Origin of the sequence: Pseudomonas sp. Ost2 (assembly GCF_018326065.1) — a bacterium.
In the GTDB taxonomy this organism is placed as follows: Bacteria; Pseudomonadota; Gammaproteobacteria; order Pseudomonadales; family Pseudomonadaceae; genus Aquipseudomonas; species Aquipseudomonas gingeri.
The window spans coordinates 1789109-1805304 of record NZ_AP021904.1 but is presented as its reverse complement, the minus strand read 5'-3'; the positions used below and the strand labels follow the sequence as shown (position 1 = coordinate 1805304).

Here is a 16196-nt window from a genome sequence, read left to right as displayed (position 1 = left end):
ACAAGGGCGTGCGGACGCGAAAAAAGCTGAACACCGCCCCGGTGGAGTGTTCTATAAGGTTCAGGGTCTTTTCCCGTCACTCTCTGCCTGAGGTATGTCATGACCATCACCATCAACACCGAATCGAGCGAAGGTTTTCTTCACAGCGTGCAGATCGATGATCACCAGCTGTTCGCCGATGTGCCCAGAACCGCCGGTGGCGAAGGCTCCGCGCCGGAACCCCACGACTACTTCGACGCCGCCCTGGGTGCATGCAAGGCCCTGACCCTGAAGCTCTACGCGCAGAAGAAAGGCATCCCGCTGACCGGCGTCACGGTCGAGGTCAAGCGCGACAACAGCCAGGAGCAGAAGGGCAAATACGGCCTGCTGGTCAAGCTCACCCTCAAGGGCGTGCTGAGCGATGCCCAGCGCGATGAGCTGCACAAGGTCGCCGACCGCTGCCCGATCCACAAATTGATGACCACCAGCGAAGTCAGCATCGAAACCCTGCTGTCCGAAGGCGCCTTCAGTCAGTAAGGGCGGCGGCGAAAAAGCGGGTTATGCTCTGCGCATTGCCCGCCGAGCCTGGAAGCCCCATGAACACACCGTTGGTGATTCGTCCTCGCGCCGAGGATGTCGAAGGTCAACCGATCCTGCGTCCCCTGCCCTCGGCCCAGTGCCGCAGCGTCGGGCCTTTCGTGTTTTTCGACCATATGCTGGAAACCCGCTATCCACCGGGCAGCGGCATGAATATCCGGCAGCACCCGCATATCGGCCTGTCGACCCTGACCTACCTGTTCGAGGGCGAACTGCTGCACAAGGACAGCCTCGGTTCCGAGCAGCGGGTAGGCCCCGGCGAAGTCAGCTGGATGACCGCCGGCAGCGCCATTGCCCACGTCGAGCGGACGCCGGCCGAACTGATGGCCAGCGGTTCGGCCCTGCATGGCCTGCAGGTCTGGCTGGCATCGCCCAGGGAGCATGAACAGGGACCGGGGCACTACAGCCATCACCCCGCCGCCAGCCTGCCCACCAGCGACAACCTGGGGGTGAGGATCCGCCTGATCGCCGGCAGCGGCTTCTGTCTGACGTCACCCGTGCCGGTGCTGTCGCCCACGGTCTATGCCGAGGTGTGGATGGACACGGCAACCACCCTGCTGATCCCCGATGAACACGAGGAACGGGCGTTGTACGTGCTGGACGGCGAGGTCGAGCTGGACGGTGAGCCGTTGGCGCCGCGCAGCCTGGTGGTGCTGCCGGGCGGGGAAAGTCCCACGCTGTTCGCCGCGGGCGAGTGTCATCTGGTGATGATTGGCGGGGCGCCGCTGGATGGACCACGGCGGATGAACTGGAACTTCGTCGCCAGCGATCCGGCCTTGATCGATCAGGCGCGGGCACGCTGGGCGGCCGGGGACTGGCCGACGGTCCCGGGGGAAAGCGAGCGGATCGCCCTGCCGCGGTAGGTCGGGGGACCGCGTTATCGTTCTTCGCGGGCAAGCCCGCTCCCACAGGGACCCCGTCTGGCGCGAAACTGTGGGAGCCGGCTTGCTGGCGATGGTGTCCGGATGGGCACCATGGGGCTCAAGGGCCTCATCGCTGGCAAGCCAGCTCCTACAGGGACCCCGTCTGGCGCAAAACTGTGGGAGCCGGCTTGCTGGCGATGGCGTCCGGATGGGCGCCGTAGGGCTCAAGGACCTCATCGCTGGCAAGCCAGCTCCCACAAGAGATCGCGCCGAGCCGCGGTTCAGCGACCGAACACAAAACCCGTGGGAGCCGGCTTGCTGGCGATGGCGTCCGGATGGGCGCCGTGGGGCTCAAGGGCCTCATCGCTGGCAAGCCAGCTCCCACAAGGGATCGCGTCGCACCGCGGTTCAGCGACCGAACACAAAACCCGTGGGAGCCGGGCTTGCCCGCGAAGAGGCCGTCAGGGCTGCGACAAGAGTCAGCCCTTGAACACTTCTTCCAGCAGGTTATGCATCGAGACGAAGGCGCGGCTGGCGGTCTTCGCGTCGTACATCATCTTGCCCGGTACGTTGGCATGCGGATCGGTGAAGGAGTGTACCGCACCGCCGTAGCTCAACAGCTGCCAATCGACACCGGCGGCGTTCATCTCGTCCTCGAATGCCGGCAGTTGTTCCTTCGGCACCAACGGGTCGGACGCGCCGTGCAGCACCAGGACCGCGCCCTTGATGTTCCGCGCATCCGCCGGGTTCGGCGTATCCAGGGTGCCGTGGAACGACACCGCCGCTTTCAACGGCGCGCCGGTACGGGCCAGTTCCAGCGAGCAGCAACCGCCGAAGCAGAAACCGAAAGTCGCCAGTTTCGACTTGTCGACCGCCGCCAGGCCCTGCCCCTGCAACGCCTCGAACGCCGCCTGCATGCGCTTGCGCAATTCGGCCCGGTCGTTCTTCAGCGGCATCATCGCCGCACCCGCCTCGTCGCCGTTCTGCGGGCGAACCGACTGCCCGTAGAGGTCAGCGATCAGCACCACATAACCCTTGGCAGCCACGGCCTCGGCAATCTTTTCCGCGCCGGCGCTGACCCCCATCCAGTTGGGTGCCATCAACAGCCCCGGGCGGGCGCCCTGGTGGCTGGCATCGAAGGCCAGGCGACCCTCGTAGGACTGGCCATCAATCTGATAGGCCACAGAACTCACAGTGATTTGGCTCATTGCACACTCCGCAAGGACATCTGGAAATTAAAAAACCCGCCGAAGCGGGTTTTTCTACAGCGTGATCAAACCGACAGTTCAACCAGCAGCTTGTTCAGTCGGCGCACATAGGCCGCCGGGTCCTTCAAGCTGTCGCCGGCCGCCAGGGCCGCCTGGTCGAGCAGGATATGGGACAGGTCGCCGAAGCGGTCTTCGTCCGGCTCGGCATCGAGCTTCTCGATCAACGGGTGGGTCGGGTTGAATTCGAAGATCGGCTTGGAGTCCGGCACCTTCTGCCCGCTGGCTTCGAGGATCTGGCGCATTTGCAGGCCCAGGTCCTGTTCACCAATGGCCAGGATCGCCGGCGAGTCGGTCAGGCGGTGGGAAACCCGCACTTCGCTGACAGCGTCGCCCAGGGCGGTCTTGAGGCGCTCAACCAGGCCTTCCTTGGTCTTGGCGACTTCCTCGGCAGCCTTCTTGTCCTCTTCCGAGTCCAGGTTGCCCAGGTCCAGGTCACCCCGTGCCACGTCGACAAAGCTCTTGCCGTCGAATTCGTTGAGGTAGCTCATCAGCCACTCGTCGATGCGATCGGTCAGCAGCAGCACTTCGATGCCTTTCTTGCGGAAGACTTCCAGGTGCGGGCTGTTCTTGACCTGGGCGTAGGTTTCGCCGGTCAGGAAGTAGATCTTGTCCTGGCCTTCCTTGGCGCGTGCCAGGTACTCGGCCAGGGACACCACCTGCTCGCCTTCTTCGCCCTGGGTAGAGGCGAAACGCAGCAGGCCGGCGATTTTTTCCTTGTTGGCGAAATCTTCGGCCGGGCCTTCTTTCATGACCTGGCCGAAGTTCTTCCAGAAGCCCTTGTATTGCTCGGGCTCGTTCTTCGCCAGTTTTTCCAGCATGTCGAGGACACGCTTGGTCAGCGCCGATTTCATCGAGTCGATGATCGGGTCTTTCTGCAGGATTTCTCGCGATACGTTCAGGGATAGGTCGTTGGAGTCGACCACGCCCTTGATGAAGCGCAGGTACAGCGGCAGGAAGGACTCGGCCTGGTCCATGACAAAGACGCGCTGGACGTACAGCTTGAGACCTTTCGGTGCCTCGCGCTGGTACAGGTCGAACGGCGCACGGGCCGGCACGTAGAGCAGCGAGCTGTATTCCAGCTTGCCTTCGACCTTGTTGTGGCTCCAGCTCAGCGGGTTCTCATAGTCATGGGCGATGTGCTTGTAGAACTCCTGGTACTCCTCGTCCTTCACCTCGGTGCGCGGACGGGTCCACAGGGCACTGGCACGGTTGACGGTTTCCCATTCCAGCGCCGGTTTCTCTTCGCCTTCGGCGGCCGCGGTTTCTTTCGGCAGTTCGATCGGCAGGGCGATATGGTCGGAGTACTTCTTGATGATATTGCGCAGGCGCCAGCCATCGGCGAACTCGTCTTCACCGGACTTCAGGTGCAGGACGATGCGGGTGCCGCGGTCAGCTTTCTCCACGGTGGCGACTTCGAACTCGCCCTCGCCCCTGGAAGACCAGTGCACGCCTTCGCTGGCCGACAGGCCGGCACGGCGGCTGAACACTTCGACCTGGTCGGCGACGATAAAGGCCGAGTAGAAGCCCACGCCGAACTGGCCGATCAGGTGCGAATCCTTCTTCTGGTCGCCCGAGAGGTTCTTCATGAAATCGGCGGTGCCCGACTTGGCGATTGTCCCCAGGTGGGTGATCACATCGTCGCGGCTCATGCCGATACCGTTGTCTTCGAGGGTGACGGTCTTGGCGTCCTTGTCGAAGCTCACGCGGATTTTCAGTTCGGCGCCACCTTCCAGCAACTCAGGCTTGGACAGGGCTTCGAAACGTAATTTGTCGACGGCGTCGGAGGCGTTGGAGATCAATTCGCGAAGGAAGATTTCCTTGTTGGAATACAGCGAATGGATCATGAGGTGCAGCAGTTGCTTCACCTCGGTCTGGAAGCCCAGGGTTTCCTTTTGAGTTTCCACACTCATGGTCATCAAACTCCAATTGGATGGCAGTGGCCGCCCCCCTGAGGGTTGGCGGCGGGTTGTCATCAAAGTTGGGGGCTATGGTGGGGATTTCAAGTGCTGGGGAGTGTTTCCTCGATCTTGAAGTGGGCCCGGGCGGTGGCAATCGGCTCGGCCTCGGTGCTCTGCCAGGCGGTAATGGCGACATTCGCCACCCGTCGGCCCTGGCGACATACCTGGCATTTGGCATAGGTATCGCGAAACTGCCCGGCACGCAGGTAGTCGAGGGAGAAGTCGATGACCTTGGGCACCCCGGGCGAACCGGTGAAGACCAGCAGGTGCAGGGCGGCCGCCAGTTCCATGAAGCCGGCGATGACACCACCATGGATCGCCGGCAACAAAGGGTTACCAATATTTTCCCTGTTCGCCGGCAGGCGGAACAGCAACTCGTCCCCCAGGCGGGAGCATTCGATGCCGATCAGCTTGGCGTAGGGAATCCGTTGCAGGAGCTGGCCATAGTCGCCTTGCTGGTGTGCCTGCTGGAGCAGGTCCTTGAAGTCGTTGCTCATGCCGCTCCTCCGTTGATCGAGCCACCGAAGCGCTGGCTGCCCTTGATACCCTTGCCCATGCGCATGAAGGTCCCGACCACATGGGCGATGGGGTTTGCCGGATCATCCTGGTAGGCAAAACCGCGGGCAAAAATGATGTCGCGGGTGACTCGGTAGCATTCGGCGAAGCCGTAGACGTCCTGGCCCGGCTGCGCGGGGTGCATGTAGTCGATCCGCAGGTCGAGGGTCGGACAGACTTCGAACTCGGGCAGGACGCACAGGGTCGCCATGCCACAGGCGGTGTCCATCAGCGACGTCAGGGCACCGCCATGGATCACGCCGCTCTGGGGATCACCGACGATCTGCGGGCTGTAGGGCAGGATCAAGGTCAATCCACGGGTATCGGCACTGTGCAGGGACAGGCCGAGAACCTGGCAATGCCGCAGTGCACCGAGAAAACGCGTGGCGCGCTCAAAAACGGGGTTCTCACTCATGGAATGAACATCTCATATCAATATCGGCGACGATAAAATCTGCACAATTGGTAAAAGTTCCGCACCGGGAATAGTTATATATCTTTGCAAATCAAGGAACTTAACCCTTGGGCTCGGGTTCGAAAGGCCAGTAGTAACTATTTCCACAAAGGAGCAATACCCCATGCGTAAGACTTTAGCTATTGCCTTGATGCTGACCGCTTCTCTGGGTCTCGCTGCCTGCGATAAAAAATCAGAGGACAAAGCTCAAGACGCAAACCAGCACGCCGAGCAAGCTCAGCAAAAAATGAACGAAGCCCAGGATAAGGTGAACGACGCAGCGAAGGAAAACGCCGAAGCTGCCAAAGCTCAGGCTGAATCCAACAAGGCGGCTGCCGAAGAGGCCAATAAAGAAGCCACCGGTTCTTGAGTCATTGGAGTTTCTTCCTTTGCGGAAGAACTCAGGTTGCAAAAGAAAGCCCGCCTTGTGCGGGCTTTACTTTGTCCGTCGGTTAACTTTCCTACAGATTATTCCAATATCCTGGGATGCAACTACTGAAGTCCTGTGGATAACAGTCCATCGGGACAAGAGCCAAAGCAAAAGCCCCCGGTCGTTATCCGACACGGGGGCTTTTTTCACTTATCCACAACCCGTTCGTGACGGGCGCAGACCTCAGGCCAGCGCTTCGCTGCGTTTCCCGAGCAGACGGTCAATCACCACGACCACCACCAGCATGATCACCGAAGGCACCAGCCAGGCCAGCCCCTGCTCGCTCAGCGGCAGGTGGGACAGTTGCGTCGGCATCCAGTCGGCCAGGCCCGCACCCTTCAGCGCATCGACCATCCCGAACAGGAACGACACCAGCATCACCGGCCCGACGATACGTCCCTGGGCGTGCCAGAACGACTGGCAGAAGCTCAGCGCCACCAGGGCAATGCAGGGCGGATAGATCGCCGTCAGCACCGGAATCGAGAACGCGATCAGCTTGGTCAGCCCCAGGTTCGACACCAGCAGCGAAAACGCCGCCAGGATGATCACCAGGGTCTTGTACGACAGCGGCAGCACCCGGCTGAAGTACTCGGCACAGGCACAGGTCAGGCCGACTGCCGTCACCAGGCAGGCCAGGGAAATCAGCACCGCCAGAAAACCGCTGCCCAGGGAGCCGAAGGTGTGTTGCACGTAGGCATGCAACACCGCCGCCCCGTTGGTGGCACCGACCGCCACTTCATGGCTGCCCGAGCCCAGGCGGAACAGGCTGATATACACCAGCGCCAGGCCGACACCGGCGATCAGACCGGCGATGATCGCGTAGCGGGTGATCAACCGTGGCGACTCGACACCGCGCGAGCGGATGGCGTTGACGATGACGATGCCGAACACCAGGGCACCGAGGGTATCCATGGTCAGGTAGCCATTGATAAAGCCCTGGGAAAACGGCGCGGCCACGTATTCAGGCGTGGCGGTACCGATATCCCCCGCCGGCAGGGCAAACGCCGCGATGCCCAAGACCGCCAGGGCAATGATCTTCAACGGGGCGAGAAAGCGCCCGACGGTATCCAGCAGGCGCCCCGGGTAGAGGGAGATGAAGAACACCAGCAGGAAATACACCGAACTGTAGAGGAACAGTGCCAGCGGGCTTTCACCGGTCAAGGGCGCCAGGCCGACTTCAAAGGACACGGTCGCGGTACGTGGCGTGGCGAACAACGGGCCAACCGCCAGGTAGCAGACCGCGGCCAGCAGGCCACCGGCAAGCTTGCCGATCGGGCTGCTCAAGGCGTCCATGGCGCCGCCGACCTTGGCCAGGGCAACGACGGTGACGACCGGCAGGCCAACCGCGGTAATCAGGAAACCCAGCGCCGCCATCCAGACATGGGGTCCGGACTGCAGGCCGACGATAGGGGGGAAGATGATGTTACCGGCCCCGACGAACAGGGCAAAGGTCATAAAACCAAGTGCCAGGATGTCCTGGCCTTTCAACACTTTCATTTAAGGAAATACCACACTGCTGAATCGGAATTTAGAGAGGGATTTCCCGTGGGGTGGGGGAAATGCTGTCGACCCGTTTGAGGTTGACCCGTTTAGCGCGCCGTTCCCTTTTGGGGAGCAAACGCAAAATGGCTGCCAGACTAACGAATTTGCGCGGCAAACGCACTGTTAGAGGGCATGTTGTCCGATAAGCGACACTTCCCTGTCGCGTTTTCGTATGAAATCGGTGCAGCCTGTAGTGACCCCTTCGCGGGCAAGCCCGCTCCCACAGTGTCCGCGTCGTACACCTAGAATCTGTGGGAGCGGGCTTGCCCGCGAAGAGGCCAGCACAAACGACACAGGCCTTTCCCCTACCCACAAAGCACAAAGGCCACCCGAAGGTGGCCTTTGCTGATGGAGCGTCAGCTAAGCGCGAGGCTTACTTGACAGCCCAACCGGTCAGCTCGGCCAGGGCCTTGCCGATGTCTGCCAGCGAACGCACGGTTTTCACGCCTGCGTCTTGCAGAGCAGCGAACTTCTCGTCTGCAGTGCCTTTGCCGCCAGAGATGATTGCGCCAGCATGGCCCATGCGCTTGCCCGGAGGAGCAGTCACACCAGCGATGTAGGAAACAACCGGCTTGGTCACGTGAGCCTTGATGTAGGCAGCCGCTTCTTCTTCAGCCGAACCGCCGATCTCGCCGATCATGACGATCGCTTCGGTCTTCGGGTCTTCCTGGAACAGCTTCAGGATGTCGATGAAGTTCGAACCCGGGATCGGGTCACCGCCGATGCCGACGCAGGTCGACTGACCGAAACCGGCGTCAGTGGTCTGCTTCACAGCTTCGTAGGTCAGGGTGCCGGAACGGGAAACGATACCGACCTTGCCTGGCAAGTGAATGTGACCTGGCATGATGCCGATCTTGCATTCGCCTGGAGTGATCACGCCTGGGCAGTTAGGGCCGATCAGGATCACGCCCAGTTCGTCGCACTTGACCTTGGCGTCCAGCATGTCCAGGGTAGGAATGCCTTCGGTGATGCAGACGATCAGCTTGATGCCGCCGAATGCCGCTTCCAGGATCGAGTCCTTGCAGAAAGGAGCCGGAACGTAGATCACGCTGGCGGTGGCGCCAGTGGCTGCTACAGCGTCTTTCACGGTGTTGAACACTGGCAGGCCCAGGTGCTCGGTGCCGCCTTTGCCCGGCGTTACGCCACCGACCATCTTGGTGCCGTATTCGATGGCTTGCTGGGTGTGGAAACTACCTTGCGAACCGGTAATACCCTGGCAGATAACTTTGGTGTCTTTATTGATCAGGACGCTCATTATTTGCCCTCCGCAGCTTTGACAACTTGTTGAGCAGCGTCGGTCAGGCTGGTAGCAGCGATGATGTTCAAGCCGCTTTCTGCCAGTACTTTAGCGCCCAGTTCAGCGTTGTTGCCTTCAAGGCGCACAACAACCGGGATTTTCACGCCGACTTCTTTCACTGCACCGATGATGCCTTCGGCAATCATGTCGCAACGAACGATGCCGCCGAAGATGTTGACCAGTACTGCAGCGACGTTGGTGTCGGACAGGATGATCTTGAACGCTTCGGTTACGCGTTCCTTGGTAGCACCACCGCCCACGTCGAGGAAGTTGGCTGGCTTGCCGCCATGCAGGTTGACGATGTCCATGGTACCCATGGCCAGGCCGGCACCGTTGACCATGCAGCCGATGTTGCCTTCCAGGGCCACGTAGTTCAGTTCGAACTTGGCAGCGTGCGCTTCGCGCGGATCGTCCTGGGACGGATCGTGGAAGGTTTTCAGCTTAGGCTGACGGTACATGGCGTTGGCGTCGATGTTGATCTTGGCATCGAGGCAATGCAGATCGCCGTCGGCCTTGATCACCAGCGGGTTCACTTCCAGCAGGGCCAGGTCGTGATCCTTGAACAGCTTGGCCAGGCCAACGAAGATCTTGGCGAACTGGGCAACCTGCTTGCCTTCCAGACCCAGCTGGAATGCCAGCTCGCGCCCCTGGAATGGCTGAGCGCCAACCAGTGGATCGATAGTGGCCTTGAGGATTTTCTCAGGGGTGTCGTGAGCGATTTTCTCGATGTCCACGCCACCTTCGGTGGAAGCCATGAACACGATGCGACGGCTCGAACGGTCAACGACAGCGCCCAGGTACAGCTCTTTAGCGATATCAGTGCACGATTCAACCAGGATCTTGGTGACAGGCTGGCCATTGGCGTCAGTCTGATAGGTCACCAGACGCTTGCCCAGCCACTGCTGTGCGAAGGCCTTAGCGTCTTCTTTGCTGCGAACCAGCTTGACGCCGCCCGCTTTACCGCGACCACCGGCGTGAACCTGGGCTTTTACAACCCACTCGGAACCACCGATCTTGTCGCAAGCTTCTGCTGCTTCTTCCGGGGTGTCTACCGCGTAGCCTTTGGATACTGGCAGGCCGTATTCAGCGAACAGCTGCTTACCCTGATACTCGTGAAGATTCATGCTTTTTACCGTCTTCGTTAGGTACTGCGCGTTCGGTGCTGCACTGATTGCAGTGCCGCACCACCTGTGACTGCTGCTTGCGTCGTTATCCGGTCGCCCGGCGAAACAACGCAAGACTGCGTCCAGCGGATGTTCCGCGGTGAGTCTTGCGCGCAAGGCTCACGACGGGCGATCCGCCGTGGTTTCTTATTATTCGCTTAGCGTTTTTTCTTGTTGGCAATGTGGATGGCGCCGCCATTCACTGCCAATGCCGCTTCGTGCAACGCTTCGGACAGGGTCGGATGGGAGAAGACCATCATGCCCAGGTCTTCGGCGCTGGTGCCGAATTCCATACCGATTGCGCCTTGCTGTACCAGCTCGGCCGCGCTTGGGCCAATCACGTGGACGCCCAGGACGCGGTCGGTCTTGGCATCAGCGATGACCTTGACGAAACCACCGGTATCGTTGGCTGCCATGGCACGGCCACTGGCGGCAAACGGGAAGGTGCCGACGTTAACTTCAACGCCTTCAGCTTTCAAGGCCTGTTCGGTTTTACCGACCCACGCGATTTCCGGGTGGGTGTAGATAACCGACGGGATCAGGTCGTAGTTCATCTGGGCCTTGTGGCCCTTGATGCGCTCGACAACCATGATGCCTTCTTCCGAAGCCTTGTGAGCCAGCATCATGCCGCGAACCACGTCACCGATGGCGTAGACGCCTGGAACGGTGGTCGCGCAGTGATCGTCGACGTGGATGAAGCCACGCTCGTCGAGGGTCACGCCGCTGTCGGCAGCCAGCAGGTCGGTGGTCACCGGACGACGACCAACGGCTACGATCAGCTTGTCGAAAGTGATGGTCTGTTCGCCATCCTTGTCGGTATAGGTCACGACCACTTCTTCGCCGTTGACCTTGGAGCCGGTCACGCGAGCGCCCAGCTTGATGTCCAGACCTTGTTTGGTCAGGGTTTTCAGCGCTTCCTTGGACACCGCGGTGTCAGCGGCCAGCAGGAACGTGTCCAGGGCTTCCAGGACAGTCACCTGAGCGCCCAGGCGGGACCAGACGGAACCCAGTTCCAGGCCGATCACGCCGGCACCGATCACGCCAAGGCGCTTCGGTACGGCTTGGAATTCCAGGGCGCCGGTCGAATCGACGATCACCTTCTGGTCAACCGGAGCAGGCGGGATGTCGATCGGACGCGAACCTGGAGCCAGGATCACGTTCTCGGCTTCGATGACCTGGACAACGCCATCCGGACCGGTCACTTCGACTTTCTTGCCGGCCAGCAGCTTGCCGTGGCCTTCGATCGAAGTCACGCCGTTGGCCTTGAACAGGGTGGCAACACCGCTGGTCAGACCCTTGACGATGTTGGCCTTGCGACCGACCATCGCCGGGACGTCCATCTTCACGTCACCGGTGGTGATACCGTGGATGGCGAAGGCATCCTTGGCTTCATGGTACTTCCAGGAGCTGTCCAGCAGCGCCTTGGAGGGAATGCAGCCCACGTTCAGGCAAGTACCGCCGAGAGCCAGCTTGCCCTCTTTGTCCTGGTACTTCTCGATGCAGGCAGTCTTGAGGCCAAGTTGCGCGGCCTTGATGGCGGCTACATAGCCGCCAGGACCCGCGCCGATCACTACCACGTCGAATTTCTGAGTCATGTGTCATTCCTTATCGAATCAAACCGGACGGCCGCTTTTGGCGACCGTCGTGGGACGAAGCTGGTCATTTACACGGCGGGCAAGGCGCCAGGCGCCCTGCCCTTTGGGCAAAATCAGATATCCAGCAGCAAACGAGCCGGGTCTTCCAGCAGGTTCTTGATGGTAACCAGGAAGGTCACAGCTTCTTTACCGTCGATCAAACGGTGATCGTAGGACAGAGCCAGGTACATCATCGGACGGATCACGACCTGACCGTTGATTGCCATCGGACGCTGGATGATGTTGTGCATACCCAGGATCGCCGCTTGTGGCGGGTTGACGATCGGGGTCGACATCATCGAGCCGAATGTACCACCGTTGGTGATGGTGAACGTACCGCCGGTCATTTCGTCGATGGACAGCTTGCCGTCACGGGCCTTCTTGCCGAAGGTGGCGATGCCGCCTTCGATTTCGGCCAGGCTCATCAGTTCGGCGTTACGCAGTACCGGTACCACCAGGCCACGGTCGCTGGAAACGGCGACACCGACGTCGGCGTAGCCGTGGTAGACGATGTCCGCGCCGTCGATCGAGGCGTTGACAGCCGGGAAGCGCTTCAGCGCCTCGGTGGCCGCTTTCACGAAGAACGACATGAAGCCCAGGCGTACGCCGTTGTGGGACTTCTCGAACAGGTCCTTGTACTTCGAACGCAGGGCCATGACTTCGGTCATGTCGACTTCGTTGAAGGTGGTCAGCATCGCCATGTTCGACTGGGCTTCGACCAGACGCTTGGCCACGGTGGCACGTACGCGGGTCATCGGTACACGCTTCTCGGTGCGGTCGCCGGCGGCGAACACAGGAGCAGCGGCAGCCGGGGCGGCAGCCTTGGCCGGAGCAGCAGCCGGAGCGGCTTTCTTCGCGGCGACGGCAGCGACCACGTCTTCCTTGGTCACACGACCACCCTTGCCGGTGCCGGCAACGGAAGCGATGTTGATGCCGTTTTCTTCAGCCAGCTTGCGCGCGGCCGGAGCAGCAACCGGATCGTCTTCACCACCGGCGGCAGCCGGGGCAGCAGCTTGGGCGGCGGCGGCAGGCGCGGCAGCAGGAGCAGCGGCGGCAGCACCGCCCTCTTCGATGGAGCCCAGTACCTGTGCGGAAAGAACGGTGTCGCCTTCGTTGGCAACGATAGCGCCCAGAACGCCGTCGGCTTCAGCCAGGACTTCCAGTACCACCTTGTCGGTCTCGATGTCGACGATCAGGTCGTCGCGCTTGACCGCATCGCCCGGCTGCTTGTGCCAGGTGGCAACGGTGCCATCGGCAACCGATTCCGGAAATTGGGGGGCTTTGATCTCGATAGCCATTATCTGTGGTTCCTTAAATTCGGTTTCAGGTGCGCGAGGCGTTAAACAGTAAAGGCATCTTGCAACAGTTTTTCCTGCTGCTCGGCGTGCATCGATGCATAACCACAAGCAGGAGCAGCAGAAGCGTCACGACCGGCGTACTCGAGTGCGAGCGACTTGTCGTGGCCGCTGATGATGCGACGCATGTGATGCTGGCTGCTGTACCAGGCACCCTGGTTCATCGGCTCTTCCTGACACCAAACGATATGTTTGAGGTTCTTGTACGGAGCCAGGACTTCGATCAGGTCGTCCTCAGGGAATGGGTACAACTGCTCGATACGCACGATGGCGATATCGTCACGCTCTTCGGCACGGCGTTTTTCCAGCAGGTCGTAGTAGACCTTGCCGCTGCACAGAACCAGGCGCTGGACCTTTTTCGGATCCTGGGCGTCGATTTCCGGGATAACGGTCTGGAACGAGCCTTCGGCCAGATCTTCCAGCGTGGAGATCGCCAGCTTGTGACGCAGCAGCGACTTCGGTGTCAGCACGATCAGCGGCTTGCGCAGCGGACGGATGACCTGACGACGCAGCAGGTGGTAGATCTGAGCCGGGGTGGTCGGCACGCAAACCTGGACGTTGTGCTCGGCGCACAGTTGCAGGTAGCGCTCCAGACGGGCCGAGGAGTGCTCCGGACCCTGACCTTCATAACCGTGCGGCAGCAGCATGGTCAGGCCGCACAGACGACCCCACTTGTGCTCGCCACTGGTGATGAACTGGTCGACAACCACCTGGGCACCGTTGGCGAAGTCGCCGAACTGGGCTTCCCAGATAACCAGGGCATTCGGCGTGGTGGTCGAGTAACCGTACTCGAACGCCAGGACCGCTTCTTCCGACAGGAACGAGTCGTACAGGTCGAAGCGTGGCTGACCCTCGTACAGGTTCTGCAGCGGAATGTAGGTGCCCGCGTCCTTCTGGTTGTGCAGCACGGCATGACGGTGCGAGAACGTACCACGGCCGATGTCCTGGCCGGTCATGCGGATCGGGTGACCTTCGAACGCCAGGGTCGCGTACGCCATGGTTTCGGCGTAACCCCAGTTGATCGGCAAGCCGCCGGCCTGCATTTTCTGACGATCTTCGTAGATCTTCGCGACCTGGCGCTGGACCACGAAGCCTTCCGGAATTTCCAGCAGCTTGGCGGACAGTTCCTGCAGGGTCTTCAGATCGAAGCGGGTATCGTGACGTGCAGTCCACGCGTGACCCAGGTAAGGGCGCCAGTCGACGAACAACTCCTTGTTCGGTTCCTTGACCAGGCTCTTGACCACGTGCAGACCGTTGTCCAGGGCGTTGCGGTATTCGTCGACCTTCGCCTGCACGCGCGCGTCATCCAGCACCTTGGCCTGAACCAGGCGCTCGGCGTACAGCTCACGGGTGGTGCGCTGCTTGGTGATCTGCTGGTACATCAGCGGCTGGGTGCCACTTGGCTCGTCAGCCTCGTTGTGACCACGACGACGGTAGCAGACCAGGTCGATCACCACGTCGCGCTTGTACTGCATGCGGTAGTCGACAGCCAGCTGGGTCACGAACAGCACGGCTTCCGGATCATCGCCATTCACATGGAGGATCGGCGCCTGGATCATCTTCGCGACGTCGGTGGCGTACTCGGTGGAACGCGAGTCCAGCGGGTTGCTGATGGTGAAACCGACCTGGTTGTTGATCACGATGTGGATCGTGCCGCCCGTCTTGAAGCCGCGGGTCTGCGACATCTGGAAGGTTTCCATGACCACGCCCTGACCTGCGAACGCAGCGTCACCGTGGAGGGAAATCGGCAGAACCTTGTCACCGGTCGCATCGTTGCGACGGTCCTGGCGGGCACGAACCGAACCCTCGACCACCGGGGAAACGATTTCCAGGTGGGACGGGTTGAACGCCATGGCCAGGTGAACTTCGCCACCGGTGGTCATCACGTTGGACGAGAAGCCCTGGTGGTACTTGACGTCACCGGAACCCAGCTCGACCTTCTTCTTGCCTTCGAACTCGTCGAACAACTCGCGCGGGTTCTTGCCGAAGGTGTTGACCAGCACGTTGAGACGGCCGCGGTGGGCCATGCCGATAACGATTTCCTTGGTGCCGTAGGAGCCGGAACGCTGGATCATCTCGTCCAGCATCGGAATCAGGCTCTCGCCACCTTCCAGGCCGAAACGCTTGGTGCCCGGGTATTTGGTACCCAGGTATTTTTCCAGGCCTTCCGCGGCGGTGACGCGCTCGAGCAGGTGGCTCTTGATATCGGCGGAGAAGGTTGGACGGCCGCGCACGCTTTCCAGGCGCTGCTGGAACCAGTGGCGCTGCTCGGAATCGACGATGTGCGTGAACTCGGCGCCGATGGTGCGGCAATATGTCTGCTGCAACGCTTCGTGAATTTCGCGTAGGCTCGCTTCCTCTTTGCCGATGAACAGGTCGCCGGCACGGAAGGTCGTATCAAGATCGGCATTGGTCAAGCCGTAATGATTGATCGACAGGTCTGCAGGTGCAGGACGCTGCCACAGTCCCAGCGGGTCAAGCTGGGCTGCCTGGTGGCCACGCATCCGATAGGCCTGGATCAATCGCAGCACTTCAACCTGCTTCTTCTCGTGCTCACTGCTCACGCTGCCGGCAGATACCGGTTGGGCGCGGCGCTGGTTCTTTGCCAGCAACACGAAATGCTCGCGGATTGTCGAGTGCGATACATCGGTGGCAGCGTTGCCGTCAGCGGGCAACGTCTGAAATTTGGTGCGCCATTCTTCTGGCACAGCGTTAGGGTCGTGCAGGTAGAGCTCATAAAGCTCTTCCACATAGGCAGCGTTACCACCTGAAAGATAGCCGCTGTTCCACATGCGCTGCATCACGCTTTCTTGCATGCTTGGTCACCCTCGGTTAGGGGACACCACCGGCGAAAACACCGAGCAAGCTTGCAAAAGTCCGAATGCCGCGACCTGAACAAGCCACCTAGGATCACGCTGATAGTCCGGGTACCAGCCCGGATGCCCCTGCTGGTCTCATTTCTTCAAAATAAGAGCCACAGCTTTGTGAGCCGTCGCTCAGGTTAAAACCACGGCGCGGGTTGAAGCCTGCGCCGCAGCTCTCTACGGGTACAGCGATGCCACTCTTTACAACACCGGTTCTACAACAGCCGGGTTACAGCA

General features: G+C 60.8%; 13 protein-coding genes. 3 read left to right on the top strand and 10 right to left on the bottom strand.

Annotation, left to right across the window (positions count from 1 at the left end):
• The first annotated feature begins 99 nt into the window (after nt 1-99).
• Nucleotides 100-516: an OsmC family protein gene (locus KI243_RS07965; protein ID WP_017127981.1), complete on the top strand. Its 417-nt coding sequence runs from the start codon at nt 100-102 to the stop codon at nt 514-516.
• Nucleotides 517-575: 59 nt separating this feature from the next.
• Entirely contained in the window at nt 576-1439 is an 864-nt protein-coding gene (locus tag KI243_RS07960) for a pirin family protein (protein WP_177119641.1), read from the top strand.
• A 479-nt stretch (nt 1440-1918) separates the two neighbouring features.
• Here KI243_RS07960 and KI243_RS07955 read toward each other — a convergent pair whose 3' ends face one another.
• From KI243_RS07955 to KI243_RS07940, 4 genes are all read right to left on the bottom strand, one after another.
• Entirely contained in the window at nt 1919-2647 is a 729-nt protein-coding gene (locus KI243_RS07955) for a dienelactone hydrolase family protein (protein ID WP_177085256.1), read from the bottom strand.
• 65 nt (nt 2648-2712) lie between these two features.
• The gene (gene htpG, locus KI243_RS07950; RefSeq protein ID WP_042936275.1) at nt 2713-4617 is read right to left on the bottom strand and encodes a molecular chaperone HtpG; all 1905 of its coding nucleotides are present in this window, start codon (nt 4615-4617) and stop codon (nt 2713-2715) included.
• Nucleotides 4618-4706: 89 nt separating this feature from the next.
• Nucleotides 4707-5162, bottom strand: coding sequence for a PaaI family thioesterase (locus KI243_RS07945; RefSeq protein ID WP_212810668.1), 456 nt, complete (start codon nt 5160-5162; stop codon nt 4707-4709).
• Nucleotides 5159-5635 carry a PaaI family thioesterase gene (locus KI243_RS07940; protein WP_017127976.1) on the bottom strand — a complete coding sequence of 159 codons (477 nt, stop codon included), beginning with the start codon at nt 5633-5635 and terminating at the stop codon, nt 5159-5161. The genes KI243_RS07945 and KI243_RS07940 overlap by 4 nt, the downstream gene beginning before the upstream one ends.
• A gap of 163 nt (nt 5636-5798) precedes the next feature.
• On the opposite strand from KI243_RS07940, the gene KI243_RS07935 reads away from it, so the two are divergent.
• The gene (locus KI243_RS07935) at nt 5799-6044 is read left to right on the top strand and encodes a hypothetical protein (RefSeq protein ID WP_017127975.1); all 246 of its coding nucleotides are present in this window, start codon (nt 5799-5801) and stop codon (nt 6042-6044) included.
• Between the two features lie 243 nt (nt 6045-6287).
• On the opposite strand, the gene brnQ is transcribed toward KI243_RS07935, so the two are convergent.
• The 6 genes from brnQ to KI243_RS07905 form a co-directional block, all read right to left on the bottom strand.
• Nucleotides 6288-7601, bottom strand: a complete 1314-nt coding sequence (brnQ, locus tag KI243_RS07930) for a branched-chain amino acid transport system II carrier protein (RefSeq protein WP_177085263.1) — start codon at nt 7599-7601, stop codon at nt 6288-6290.
• Nucleotides 7602-8019: 418 nt separating this feature from the next.
• On the bottom strand, nt 8020-8901 hold the full coding sequence (gene sucD / locus KI243_RS07925; RefSeq protein ID WP_017127973.1) for a succinate--CoA ligase subunit alpha: 882 nt from the start codon (nt 8899-8901) through the stop codon (nt 8020-8022).
• Nucleotides 8901-10067 (bottom strand): ADP-forming succinate--CoA ligase subunit beta, encoded by a 1167-nt coding sequence (gene sucC, locus KI243_RS07920; protein ID WP_017127972.1) that lies wholly within the window; start codon nt 10065-10067, stop codon nt 8901-8903. Before sucC ends, sucD begins: the two co-directional genes overlap by 1 nt.
• Nucleotides 10068-10264: 197 nt before the next feature.
• Nucleotides 10265-11701: a dihydrolipoyl dehydrogenase gene (lpdA, locus tag KI243_RS07915; protein ID WP_177085265.1), complete on the bottom strand. Its 1437-nt coding sequence runs from the start codon at nt 11699-11701 to the stop codon at nt 10265-10267.
• A gap of 113 nt (nt 11702-11814) precedes the next feature.
• Nucleotides 11815-13038, bottom strand: a complete 1224-nt coding sequence (gene odhB, locus KI243_RS07910) for a 2-oxoglutarate dehydrogenase complex dihydrolipoyllysine-residue succinyltransferase (RefSeq protein WP_017127970.1) — start codon at nt 13036-13038, stop codon at nt 11815-11817.
• A 41-nt stretch (nt 13039-13079) separates the two neighbouring features.
• A complete protein-coding gene (locus KI243_RS07905) occupies nt 13080-15911 on the bottom strand; it encodes a 2-oxoglutarate dehydrogenase E1 component (protein ID WP_042936142.1) in 2832 nt (943 codons plus the stop codon).
• Between the last annotated feature and the right edge of the window lie 285 nt (nt 15912-16196).

Excerpts from the sequence above, each read along its gene's own strand:
- KI243_RS07965 (WP_017127981.1), top strand. The coding sequence starts at position 100 with ATGACCATCACCATCAACACCGAATCGAGCGAAGGTTTTCTTCACAGC.
- KI243_RS07960 (WP_177119641.1), top strand. The coding sequence starts at position 576 with ATGAACACACCGTTGGTGATTCGTCCTCGCGCCGAGGATGTCGAAGGT.
- KI243_RS07955 (WP_177085256.1), bottom strand. The coding sequence starts at position 2,647 with ATGAGCCAAATCACTGTGAGTTCTGTGGCCTATCAGATTGATGGCCAG.
- htpG (WP_042936275.1), bottom strand. The coding sequence starts at position 4,617 with ATGAGTGTGGAAACTCAAAAGGAAACCCTGGGCTTCCAGACCGAGGTG.
- KI243_RS07945 (WP_212810668.1), bottom strand. The coding sequence starts at position 5,162 with ATGAGCAACGACTTCAAGGACCTGCTCCAGCAGGCACACCAGCAAGGC.
- KI243_RS07940 (WP_017127976.1), bottom strand. The coding sequence starts at position 5,635 with ATGAGTGAGAACCCCGTTTTTGAGCGCGCCACGCGTTTTCTCGGTGCA.
- KI243_RS07935 (WP_017127975.1), top strand. The coding sequence starts at position 5,799 with ATGCGTAAGACTTTAGCTATTGCCTTGATGCTGACCGCTTCTCTGGGT.
- brnQ (WP_177085263.1), bottom strand. The coding sequence starts at position 7,601 with ATGAAAGTGTTGAAAGGCCAGGACATCCTGGCACTTGGTTTTATGACC.
- sucD (WP_017127973.1), bottom strand. The coding sequence starts at position 8,901 with ATGAGCGTCCTGATCAATAAAGACACCAAAGTTATCTGCCAGGGTATT.
- sucC (WP_017127972.1), bottom strand. The coding sequence starts at position 10,067 with ATGAATCTTCACGAGTATCAGGGTAAGCAGCTGTTCGCTGAATACGGC.
- lpdA (WP_177085265.1), bottom strand. The coding sequence starts at position 11,701 with ATGACTCAGAAATTCGACGTGGTAGTGATCGGCGCGGGTCCTGGCGGC.
- odhB (WP_017127970.1), bottom strand. The coding sequence starts at position 13,038 with ATGGCTATCGAGATCAAAGCCCCCCAATTTCCGGAATCGGTTGCCGAT.
- KI243_RS07905 (WP_042936142.1), bottom strand. The coding sequence starts at position 15,911 with ATGCAAGAAAGCGTGATGCAGCGCATGTGGAACAGCGGCTATCTTTCA.